Genomic DNA, 12,084 nt, shown 5'->3' with positions numbered 1-12,084 from the left:
GGGATGTAGGTGTCGATGGCCTCCATGAGCTCGAGGACGTGCTGTGTCTCGGCCTCGTCGCCTTCCAGCGCCTTGAGGGCGCTCAACCGGACCACCGGGGTGTCGTCTCCCGGGAACTCGTACTCGCTCAGCAGCTCGCGGACCTCGAGCTCGACCAGATCGAGGAGCTCCTCGTCGTCGACCATGTCCGCCTTGTTGAGGGCGACGACGATGTAGGGCACCCCCACCTGGCGGGCCAGCAGCACGTGCTCTCGCGTCTGGGGCATCGGTCCGTCGGCGGCCGAGACCACGAGGATGGCGCCGTCGACCTGCGCCGCCCCGGTGATCATGTTCTTGATGTAGTCGGCGTGACCGGGCATATCGACGTGCGCGTAGTGCCGATTGTCGGTCTCGTACTCGACGTGAGCGATCGAGATGGTGATGCCGCGAGCCTTCTCCTCCGGAGCCTTGTCGATCTGCTCGAATGGCGTGTACTGCACGTTGGGGTTGCGATCGGCAAGGATCTTGGTGATGGCCGCGGTAAGCGTTGTCTTGCCGTGGTCGATGTGCCCCATCGTGCCCACGTTGAGATGGGGCTTCGAGCGCTCGAACTTCTTCTTGGCCATAGGACGGTACTGCTCCGATTTCTCTGGGTGGCGGGTCGTAACGCCGCCGGGATAAAAGTGCTATTCGCCTCGAACCCGGGCCACGATCTCCTTGGAGATCGCCTCGGGAACCTGCTGATAGGAGTTGAACTGCATGGTGTACGTTGCCCGACCCTGCGTGCGAGAACGCAGGTCAGTAGCGTAGCCGAACATGTCGGAGAGGGGCACAAGGGCCCGGACGACATGGCTGTTGCCCCGCTGCTCCATTCCCTCGACCCGCCCCCGGCGGGAGGAGAGGTCGCCGATCACGTCGCCCATGTACTCCTCGGGCGTCACCACCTCGACGGCCATGATCGGCTCGAGAAGGACGGGATGGGCGAGCCGGGCGGCCTTCTTGACCGCCATGGAACCAGCGATCTTGAACGCCATCTCCGAGGAGTCGACATCGTGGTAGGAGCCGTGGGTGAGGGTGGCCCGGACGTCGACCATCGGATAGCCGGCGAGGACCCCCGAGGTCAGGGCCTCCTGGATGCCGGCGTCGACCGACGGGATGTACTCCTTGGGGATCACGCCACCAACGATCTTGTCCACGAACTCGTAGCCACCACCAGGGCCCGTGGGATCGAGGTCGATCACCACGTGCCCGTACTGCCCCCGCCCACCGGTCTGGCGAACGTAGCGCTCCTCGACCTTTGACGCGGACTGGGTGATGGTCTCCCGGTAGGCGACCTGCGGCCGGCCCACGTTGGCGTCGACCTTGAACTCGCGCAGCATGCGGTCCACGAGCACCTCGAGGTGCAGCTCGCCCATGCCCGAGATGACCGTCTGGCCTGTCTCCTCGTCGCTGTGGACCTGGAAGGTCGGGTCCTCCTCGGACAGGGCGAACAGGGCCTTGCCCAGCTTGTCCTGGTCGGCCTTGGTCTTGGGCTCGACGGCGACGTGGATGACGGGCTCGGGGAACTCGAGCGACTCGAGGACGATCGGGTTCGACGGATCGCAGAGGGTGTCTCCGGTCGTCGTGTACTTGAGACCGACCGCCGCCACGATGTCGCCCGCGAAGATGGCTTCCTTGTCCTCGCGGTGGTTGGCGTGCATCTGCAGGATGCGGCCGATCCGCTCCTTGCGGTCCTTGGTCGAGTTGAGCACCGAGCTGCCCTTGGTGAGTGTGCCGCTGTAGACCCGGAAGTAGGTCAGCCGGCCCACATAGGGATCGCTCATGATCTTGAAGGCCAGGGCCGCGAACGGCGCCGTGTCGTCGGGCCCGCGCTCGAGCTCCTCGATGCCCTTGACGTCCATCCCAATCGTGGGCGGGACGTCGAGGGGGCTGGGCAGGAAGTCGACGACGGCGTCGAGCATGGGCTGGACGCCCTTGTTCTTGAAGGCCGACCCGCACAGCACGGGGACGACCAGGTTCTCGATGGTGCCCTTGCGCAGGGCGTGCCGGAGGTCGTCGGGGGTGATCTCCTCCTCGCCCACGTACTTCTCCATGACGACGTCGTCGAACTCCGAGACGACGTCGATCAGGTCGTGGTGGGCTGCGGCGGCGGCGTCGGCCAGGTCGGCGGGGATGTCCTCGACCGACCAACGCTCTCCCATCCCCTCTTCCCACACCAGCGCCTTCTGTCCGATGAGATCGATGCAGCCGCGGAAATGACCCTCGGCGCCGATCGGGATCTGGACGACGGCGGGCTTGGCGTCGAGCCGGTCGCGGATCATGGCCACGGAGCGACCGAAGTCGGCGCCGATGCGGTCCATCTTGTTGACGAAGCACATGCGAGGCACCCGGTACTTGTCCGCCTGGCGCCACACCGTCTCGGTCTGGGGCTCGACCCCGGCAACGGCGTCGAAGACGGCGATGGCGCCGTCCAGGACACGCAGCGACCGCTCCACCTCGACGGTGAAGTCGACGTGGCCGGGCGTGTCGATGAGGTTGATCCAGGTGTCCTTCCAGAGGCAGGTGGTCGCCGCCGAGGTGATGGTGATGCCGCGCTCCTGCTCCTGCACCATCCAGTCCATGGTGGCGGCGCCCTCGTGGACCTCGCCCATCTTGTAGTTCTTGCCGGTGTAGTAGAGGATCCGCTCGGTCGTCGTGGTCTTGCCCGCGTCGATATGGGCCATGATCCCGATGTTTCGGGTCCTGGCCAGTGGGAACTCGCGGATCACAGGTGCTTGGGGCATGGTTGTCTCGAACTGTCTACGAAGCGGATACTGCCGCTACCAGCGGTAGTGGGCGAAGGCCCGGTTGGACTCCGCCATCTTGTGCATGTCCTCGCGGCGCTTGACGGCGCTGCCGACGCTGTTGGAGGCGTCGAGCAGCTCGTTGGCCAGCCGTTGGGCCATGGTCTTCTCCCGGCGCTGGCGGGAGTAGCCGACCAGCCAGCGGATGGACAGCGTCGTCGCCCGCCGAGGGCGGACATCGACCGGGACCTGGTAGGTCGCACCCCCGACCCGGCGGCTCTTCACCTCCAGCTCGGGCTTGGTGTTGTCCACCGCCCGCTTGAGGGCGGCGACCGGCTCCCCGCCGGTCTTGTCCCGGAGGATGTCCAGGGCGTCGTACACGATGCGCTCGGCCAGCGTGCGCTTGCCCCTGGTGAGGATCTTGTTGACCACCTGGGTGACCAGGACCGACCGGTACAGCGGGTCGGGCATGAGCTCACGGCGGGGGGCGGGTCCCTTCCTGGGCACGGCTAGCCCTCCCTCTTGGCGCCGTAGCGGCTGCGGGCCTGCTTGCGATCCCGCACACCCGAGGTGTCCAGGGTGCCCCTGACGATCTTGTACCGCACACCGGGGAGGTCCTTGACCCGGCCGCCGCGCACGAGCACGATCGAGTGCTCCTGGAGGTTGTGCCCGACACCGGGGATGTAGGCGGTGATCTCGACGCCGCTGGTCAGTCGAACCCGGGCGACCTTACGGAGGGCGGAGTTGGGCTTCTTCGGGGTCGTCGTGTAGACGCGGGTGCACACGCCGCGACGCTGGGGCGCACCGCGCAATGCCGGCGTCTTGGTCTTGGACTGCTTGGATTCCCGTCCCTTGCGGACGAGCTGGGCAATGGTGGGCACACCGGACCTCTCGGGAGCTGCATCGGAATTGGGCGCGGCACCCCAACGGCACTGCGGCCCAGTGGACAATAGTAGCGGCTGAGCTGGCTAGGCCGTGCCGTCCTCCGACTCGGTCTCGAGGCCGGCGCCGCCCGCCTCGGCCAGCCACCCGGCGGCCAGGTCGTCCTCGGACGGGCGTTCCCCCGACCCGATGTCCCGCAGCCAGGCGGCCAGGTCCTCGGTCTCACCTTCGATCTCGGAGGACCAGAACGTCATCCGCTCGGCCTCGGGGGCGTCCATGTCGACCGAGCGGTACCGGGTCATCCCCGTGCCGGCCGGGATCAGCTTGCCGATGATGATGTTCTCCTTGAGGCCGAACAGCTGGTCGGAGCGGCCCTCGATGGCCGCCTCGGTCAGCACCCGGGTGGTCTCCTGGAACGAGGCGGCCGAGAGCCACGAATCGGTGGCCAGCGACGCCTTGGTGATGCCCATGAGCTCGGGTCGGCCCTCCGCCGGACGCTGGCCGGCCTGCACCAGCTGCCGGTTGACCTCGGCGTAGATGCGGGCGTCCACCCGCTCGCCGGGCAGAAACGTCGAGTCGCCGGGCTCGGCCACCGAGACCCGCCGCAGCATCTGGCGGACGATGAGCTCGATGTGCTTGTCGTGGATCGAGACCCCCTGGTCCCGGTAGACCTTCTGGACCTCCTCGACCAGGTACTGCTGGGTCTCCCTGATGCCCTTGATCTCCAGCAGCTCCTTGGGATCCTTCGGTCCTTCGACGAGGGCGTCGCCCGCGTCGATCTCGGTGCCGTCGGCGATCTCGAGATGGGACCGGGGCGACACGTTGTAGTTGGCCTCGAACCCGTCGTCGGCGACGGTCGTGATCCGCCGGCCGTTCTCCTCCTCGGAGATGCGCACCACACCAGAGGTGCGGGCGAGGACAGCGGCGCCCTTCGGCGTGCGGGCCTCGAACAGCTCGACGACGCGCGGGAGACCGTGGGTGATGTCCTCGCCCGCGATCCCACCGGTGTGGAAGGTTCGCATCGTGAGCTGGGTGCCGGGCTCACCGATCGACTGGGCCGCGATCACACCGACCGCCTCGCCCATCTCGATCTGTCGGCCGCTGGCGAGCGACTGCCCGTAGCAGGCGGCGCACACGCCGTGCTCGGCCTCGCAGGTGAGGACCGAGCGGACCCGGACGCGGGACACCTCCGGATCGTCGCGCACGCGGGCGAGATCCTCGTCGCTGACGATCGTTCCGCCCTTGAGGGTGGTGCCGTCCGAGAGGGTGACGTCCTCGGCCAGGACCCGTCCGTAGATCCTGGTCTCCAGGTAGCTGCGCCGTCCCGGCTGGTCGGGCACGGTGCCTTCGATCCAGATACCCCGGTTGGTCTCGCAGTCCGGCTCCCGCACGATCAGCTCCTGGGCAACGTCGACCAGCCGGCGGGTCAGGTAGCCGGAGTCGGCCGTGCGCAGCGCGGTGTCGGCAAGGCCCTTGCGGGCGCCGTGGGTGGAGATGAAGTACTCGAGCACCGACAGGCCCTCTCGGAAGGAGGACTTTATGGGTCGGTTGATCATCTCGCCGCGGGGGTTGGACACCAGGCCCTTCATGCCCGCGATCTGGCGGACCTGCTGGGAGTTCCCGCGGGCCCCGGAGTCGACCATCATGTCGAGGGGGTTGAAGGCCATGGTGGACAGCGTCCGCTCCATGGCCCGGCCCACCTCCGAGTTGGCCGAGGTCCAGATCTCGATCTCCTTCTGGCGGCGCTCGTCGTCGGTGATGATGCCCCGCTTGAACTGGGTCTCGGCCTTCTCGGCCTCCCGCTCGTAGCGATCGAGGATGCTGTTCTTCTCGGGCGGTGTCCGCACGTCGTCGATCGAGATCGTCAGCCCCGACTGGGCTGCGAACCGGAATCCGAGGTCCTTGATCTTGTCGAGGCTGGCGGCCACCTCAGCCTTCGGATAGGCGGCCGCGATCTCCTCGACGATCCCGCCGACGCTGGTGTTCCGGCGTCCCACCACGTCGTTGACGAAGCGGAAGCCTGGCGGCAGGGCGCTGTTGAAGATCAGGCGGCCCACGGTCGTCTGAAGCTCCACCGACGCCCCGTTGGATCCGCCGGCATCGGACGAGCCGTTGCCCGAGCCGTTCCCGGACAGGATCTCGCCCAGGGGCCCCAGCTGGCTCGGCGCGACGCGCAGCTTGATCTTGGCGTGCAGGCCCACCTCGCCGGACTCGAAGGCGTGCTCCACCTCGTAGTGCTGGCGGTACGAGCGCCCCTCGCCCTTCGCCCCGTCGACCGCCAGGGTGAGGTAATAGACCCCGAAGACCATGTCCTGGGTCGGAACCGTGATCGGACGGCCCGTGGCCGGCGACAGGATGTTGTTGGCCGAGAGCATGAGGATGCGGGCCTCGGCCTGGGCCTCGGCCGACAGCGGCAGGTGAACCGCCATCTGGTCGCCGTCGAAGTCGGCGTTGAAGGCAGTGCAGACCAGCGGGTGGATCTGGATGGCCTTGCCCTCGACCAGGACGGGCTCGAAGGCCTGGATGCCCAGGCGGTGGAGGGTGGGGGCCCGGTTGAGGAACACGGGGTGCTCCTTGATGACGTCGTCGAGCACGTCCCACACCTGGGGCCGGCGGCGCTCGACCATGCGCTTGGCCGACTTGATGTTCTGGGCCAGCTCGGAGTCGACCAGCCGCTTCATCACGAACGGCTTGAACAGCTCGAGGGCCATCTGCTTGGGAAGGCCGCACTGGTGGAGCTTGAGGGTCGGGCCCACGACGATGACCGAGCGGCCCGAGTAGTCCACCCGCTTGCCGAGCAGGTTCTGGCGGAAGCGACCCTGCTTGCCCTTGAGCATGTCCGACAGGCTCTTCAGGGGCCGGTTGCCAGGTCCGGTGACCGGACGACCCCGGCGGCCGTTGTCGAACAGGGCGTCGACGGCCTCCTGGAGCATGCGCTTCTCGTTGTTGACGATGATCTCGGGAGCACCGAGGTCGAGCAGTCGCTTCAGCCGGTTGTTCCGGTTGATGACCCGGCGATAGAGGTCGTTGAGGTCGGACGTGGCGAACCGGCCGCCGTCCAGCTGCACCATGGGGCGCAGGTCGGGCGGGATGACCGGGACGGCCTCGAGGATCATGGCCCGCGGGTCGTTGACCCGTCGCTGGTGCTCGTCGCGGCGGTTGAAGGCCGACACGATCTTGAGCCGCTTGATGGCCTTCTGCTTGCGCTGGGCCGAGAGGGGTCGGCGCCCTTCACCGGGATCGATGGCGTCGCGAAGCTTGACCTCCTCCTCGTCCAGGTCGATGCGCTCGATGAGCCGGGCGATGGCCTCGGCCCCCATGCCCCCCTCGAAGTAGTCGCCGTAGCGGTCGCGCAGCTCGCGCCACAGCAGCTCGTCCTCGATGATCTTGCGGGGGTACAGGTCCCGGAACTCGTCGAAGGCCCGGCGCGCCAGGTCGAGCTCGGCTGCGGCCCGCTCACGGAAGGCGGCGATCTCGCGGTCGGCCGCCTTCTGGCGGGACTTCACCTCGGAGTCCTTTGCTCCCTCGGACTCCAGACCGGCCAGCTCGCCTTCCAGCTCCTTGAACCGGGCGTCGATGTCGAGGTCGCGCTGGCGCTCGATGTCCGCCAGCTCCTCGGCCAGCTCGGCCTCGAGGTTGGGCAGCTCGGTGTGGCGCCGCTCCTCGTCGACCCACGTCACCAGGTTGGCGGCGAAGTAGATGACCTTCTCCAGCTGCTTGGCCTTGAGCTCCTCACGGACCTCGGTGCCCATGAGCAGGTAGGCCAGCCACGACCGGGTGCCCCGGAGGTACCAGATGTGCACGACGGGGGCGGCCAGCTCGATGTGGCCCATCCGCTCCCGGCGCACCTTGGACCTGGTGACCTCCACGCCGCAGCGCTCGCAGATGATGCCCCGGAACCGGACGCGCTTGTACTTGCCGCAGTAGCACTCCCAGTCCTTGGTGGGCCCGAAGATCTTCTCGCAGAACAGCCCGTCCTTCTCGGGACGCAGCGTCCGATAGTTGATCGTCTCGGGCTTCTTCACCTCGCCGTTGGACCAGATGCGAATGGACTCGGCCGTGGCCAGCCCGATCCTGAGCTGGTCGAAATCGTTGACGTCGAGCACCTAGAAGCTCCTCTCCCCGGCCCTACGCTCATCTTCCTCGTCCGACCCACGTTCGGGTCGGCTGATATCGATCCCCAGCTCCTCCGCGGTGCGGAAGATGTCCTCGTCGAGCTCCCTCATCTCGATCTCCTCGCCCGTGGTCGAGAGGACCTCGACGTTGAGGCAGAGGGACTGCATCTCCTTGATGAGCACCTTGAAGCTCTCGGGGATGCCCGGCTCGGGGATGTTCTCGCCCTTCACGATGGCCTCGTAGACCTTGACCCGTCCGAGGACGTCGTCCGACTTGATCGTCAGCAGCTCCTGCAGGGCGTAGGCCGCGCCGTACGCCTCGAGGGCCCACACCTCCATCTCGCCGAAGCGCTGGCCACCGAACTGGGCCTTACCGCCGAGCGGCTGCTGGGTGATCATCGAGTAGGGCCCCGTCGAGCGGGCGTGGATCTTGTCGTCCACCAGGTGGGCGAGCTTGAGCATGTACACGAAGCCCACGCTCACCGGGTTGTCGTAAGGCTCGCCGGTGCGGCCGTGGTACAGCACGGCCTTGCCGTCGGGCCCGATCAGGCGCGCCCCGTCGTCGGACTCGGGGTGCAGGGTCTCGAACAGATGCTTGATGGTCGGATGGCGACCGGCGTCGTCCGCTTCGTCCCAGTGGGCGCCGTCGAACGCCGGTGTGGACACCCAGATCGCCGGCTCGGTCCTCGGGTGCGTCTTCGCCGTCCCGTTCGTCAGCTCGGCCTTGCCGTTGCCGCGCCGGGCGTCGGCGACATTGCCGTCACCGTCCCAGCCCCACCGGGCGGCGTAGCCGAGATGCGACTCGAGCACCTGGCCGACGTTCATACGGCTCGGGACCCCGAGCGGGTTGAGGATGATGTCGACGGGAGTGCCGTCGGACAGGAAGGGCATGTCCTCGATCGGCAGGATCTTGGAGATGACGCCCTTGTTCCCGTGGCGGCCGGCGAGCTTGTCGCCCTCGGAGATCTTGCGCTTCTGGGCCACGTAGACCCGCACCAGCTGGTTGACCCCCGGCGGCAGCTCGTGGGCATCCTCCCGGGAGAACACCCGGACGTCGATGACCTTCCCCGACTCGCCGTGGGGAACCTTGAGGCTGGTGTCGCGCACCTCGCGTGCCTTCTCACCGAAGATGGCGCGCAGGAGCCGCTCCTCCGGCGTGAGCTCGGTCTCGCCCTTCGGCGTCACCTTCCCGACCAGGACGTCGCCGGCATCGACCTCGGCGCCGATGCGTATGATGCCCCGGTCGTCGAGGTCCTTGAGGATCTCCTCGGACAGGTTGGGAATGTCCCTCGTGATCTCCTCGGCGCCGAGCTTTGTGTCCCGGGCGTCGACCTCGTGCTCCTCGATGTGGATCGAGGTCAGCACGTCGTCGCGCACGAGCCGCTCGGACAGGATGATGGCGTCCTCGAAGTTGTAGCCCTCCCACGGCATGAAGGCCACGAGCAGGTTCTTGCCCAGGGCCAGCTCACCCTGGTCAGTCGAGGGCCCGTCGGCCAGAAGCTCGCCGGCAGCGACCTTCTGGCCTTCGCTCACCACTGACCTCTGGTTGATGCAGGTGTTCTGGTTGGACCGGCGGAACTTGGCCAGCCGGTGGATCTTGCGGCCCGCCACACCCCCGTCGCGCTGGCGGCCGGTGTAGTCCACGGCCACGTGGTCACCCGTCACCTCGGTGACCGTGCCCTCGCCCTCGGCCAGGACCACGTCGCCGGCGTCGCGCGCCGCTCGGGCCTCGACCCCGGTGCCGATGAAGGGGGCCTCGGGGACCACGAGGGGGACGGCCTGCTTCTGCATGTTGGCGCCCATGAGCGCCCGGTTGGCGTCGTCGTGCTCGATGAAGGGGATCAGGGCCGTCGACACCGAGACGATCTGCTTGGGCGACACGTCCATGAGGTCGACCTCGGACGGGTGCACGAAGTCGATCTCGCTCGTGCTGCCGTAGGAGGTGACCGTGGCGCCCACTCGCACCCCGGCTCCCTGCGGCCCCCTCCGGACGAGGACCCGGTCCTCGGCGATCTGGTCCCCCTCCAGGGCCGCGTTCGCCTGCGCGATGACGTGCTCTTCCTCTTCGTCGGCCGCCAGGTAGACGATCTCGTCAGTCACCCGGCCGTCGACCACCCGCCGGTAGGGCGTCTCGATGAAGCCGTACTCGTTCACCCGCCCGTAGGTGGCCAGGGCGCCGATCAGGCCGATGTTGGGACCCTCGGGCGTCTCGATGGGGCACATCCGCCCGTAGTGCGAGGTGTGCACGTCGCGGACCTCGAACCCGGCCCGCTCGCGCGAGAGGCCTCCGGGGCCGAGCGCCGACAGGCGCCGCTTGTGGGCCAGGCCCGACAGCGGGTTGTGCTGGTCCATGAACTGGCTGAGCTGGCTGGTGCCGAAGAACTCCTTGATGGCGGCCACGACCGGCCGGATGTTGATCAGCGTCTGCGGGGTGATGGCCTCGACGTCCTGGGTCGTCATGCGCTCGCGGACCACCCGCTCCATACGGGACAGCCCGACGCGGACCTGGTTCTGGATGAGCTCTCCCACCGAGCGGATGCGGCGGTTGGCGAAGTGGTCCTGATCGTCGAGGCGGTACCCGGGCTCGCCGTTGGCGAGGTGGAGCATGTAGGTCGAGGCGGCGAGCATCTCGCTGGGGCTCAGGACCCCCTGCCCATCGGCCGGGCGCTCCAGGTCGATGTCGAGCAGCTCGGAGATGCGCTCGATCTCGGGGCCGAGCTTGCGGTTGAGCTTGTAGCGGCCGACCCGGGTCAGGTCCGAGCGCTTCGGGTTGAAGAAGGCGTTCTCGAAATAGGCCCGGGCGGACTCCACCGACGGTGGCTCCCCGGGACGGGCCCGCTTGTAGATCTCCAGCAGCGCCTCGTCGCGGCTCGGGGCGAGCTCCCGCTCCTTCTCCCACTGGCCCTCGAGGAAATCGAAGTGACGGACGAACCGGCCCAGGAAGGCCTCGTCCTCGTAGCCGAGCGCGCGGAGGAGCACGAAGAGCGACAGACGCCGCTTGCGGGCCACCCTGGTGCCGGCGGTGATGTCCTTGCCCGGCTTGGCCTCCACGTCGAACTCGATCCACTCACCCCGGTAGGGGTGGATGGTCCCGGTCACGATGGTCTTGGCGTCACGTCCGGGCTGGAAGATGACCCCTGGTGAGCGCACGAGCTGGCTGACCACGACCCGCTCGGTCCCGTTGACGATGAAGGTGCCCTTGTCCGTCATCATCGGGAAGTCCCCCATGAAGACGGTCTGCTCCTTGATCTCGCCCGTCGTGGCGTTCATGAACCGGGCCCGCACAAAGATGGGCGCGGCGTAGGTCATGTCCTTCTCTTTGCACTCCTCCATCGAGAACTTCGGAGGTGGGCGAAGGTCCTGGTCGGCAGGATCGAACTCGAGCTCCAGCCGGAGCTGGCCGGTGAAGTCCTCGATCGGGCTGATATCGCGGAAGGTCTCCGCCAGTCCCTTGTCGAGGAACCACCGGAAGGAGTCCCGCTGGATGGCGACCAGGTCCGGCAGAGGCAGGACCTCGTCGAGGTTGGCGAATGAGAAACGACGCTCCGGGATGCTGGAACGAGAGGGCAAGACCTACTCCTCTTTGAGGCGCAGTTCGGCGCGGAAGCCGAGGGACAGAGGCGCGCGGGCGCGCCTCATCAAGCGGTTAGAGCCGAAGGGACGTGATGGGCGGGCACGGCAACCCTCTAGCATATAAGCGAGCGCAGGGAAATACAACCCCTGCGGGGGCCGCAGCGGGAAGGCTAGGGCGCGGGCCCCGTCCGGGTCAAGGAGCTGGGGGGTCAGATCAGGGCCCCGCCGGGGTGGGGCCCCTCCTGCGGACGGCTGGGGCCGCCGCTCACTTGACCTCGATCGCCGCCCCTGCCCCCTCGAGCTGGGCCTTGGCCTTCTCAGCCTCCTCCTTGGCCACCTTCTCCAGGACGGGCTTGGGGGCGCTGTCGACCAGGTCCTTGGCCTCCTTGAGGCCCAGGTTGGTCAGGGTGCGCACCTCCTTGATGACCTGGATCTTCTTGTCGCCCGCCGAGGTGAGGACGACGTCGAACTCGTCCTTCTCCTCTTCGGCCGGCGCCGCCTCGGCGGCGGACGGACCCGACGGGGCGGCGGCGGCGACGGGCGCCGCGGCACTGACCCCGAAGCGCTCCTCGAACTCCTTGAGCAGCTCGCTCAGCTCGAGCACCGACATGTTCGCGATCCCGTCGAGGATCTCTTCCTTGGTTGCCACTTCGCTTGCTCCTTTTCCTCTTCTCTCGTTCCTCGAGGCGATCCGGCCGAGCGCCTCGGCGGCGTTCTACGAAATCGCCGCCGATCCGCTCGTCCGGCTCACC

General features: G+C 67.7%; 7 protein-coding genes. All 7 read right to left on the bottom strand.

The features are described from left to right. Nucleotides 1-605 (bottom strand): GTP-binding protein (locus VH112_06435; protein HEX4539866.1); only part of this gene is annotated, 605 nt, incomplete at its 3' end. 60 nt (nt 606-665) lie between these two features. Next, complete coding sequence (gene fusA / locus VH112_06430; GenBank protein HEX4539865.1) at nt 666-2,762, bottom strand: elongation factor G; 2,097 nt, start codon at nt 2,760-2,762, stop codon at nt 666-668. 36 nt (nt 2,763-2,798) lie between these two features. Further along, a complete protein-coding gene (gene rpsG / locus VH112_06425; protein ID HEX4539864.1) occupies nt 2,799-3,269 on the bottom strand; it encodes a 30S ribosomal protein S7 in 471 nt (156 codons plus the stop codon). Between the two features lie 2 nt (nt 3,270-3,271). Beyond that, nucleotides 3,272-3,643 carry a 30S ribosomal protein S12 gene (gene rpsL, locus VH112_06420; protein HEX4539863.1) on the bottom strand — a complete coding sequence of 124 codons (372 nt, stop codon included), beginning with the start codon at nt 3,641-3,643 and terminating at the stop codon, nt 3,272-3,274. 87 nt (nt 3,644-3,730) lie between these two features. Continuing rightward, nucleotides 3,731-7,750: a DNA-directed RNA polymerase subunit beta' gene (locus tag VH112_06415; GenBank protein HEX4539862.1), complete on the bottom strand. Its 4,020-nt coding sequence runs from the start codon at nt 7,748-7,750 to the stop codon at nt 3,731-3,733. Next, the gene (gene rpoB, locus VH112_06410) at nt 7,751-11,329 is read right to left on the bottom strand and encodes a DNA-directed RNA polymerase subunit beta (GenBank protein HEX4539861.1); all 3,579 of its coding nucleotides are present in this window, start codon (nt 11,327-11,329) and stop codon (nt 7,751-7,753) included. Between the two features lie 268 nt (nt 11,330-11,597). Next, nucleotides 11,598-11,981 carry a 50S ribosomal protein L7/L12 gene (rplL, locus tag VH112_06405; protein ID HEX4539860.1) on the bottom strand — a complete coding sequence of 128 codons (384 nt, stop codon included), beginning with the start codon at nt 11,979-11,981 and terminating at the stop codon, nt 11,598-11,600. Between the last annotated feature and the right edge of the window lie 103 nt (nt 11,982-12,084).

This window comes from Acidimicrobiales bacterium (assembly GCA_036270875.1).
Classification (GTDB): domain Bacteria; phylum Actinomycetota; class Acidimicrobiia; order Acidimicrobiales; family AC-9; genus AC-9.
Note: the sequence above shows the minus strand (reverse complement) of the source record. Positions and strands in the feature narration are given on the sequence as shown.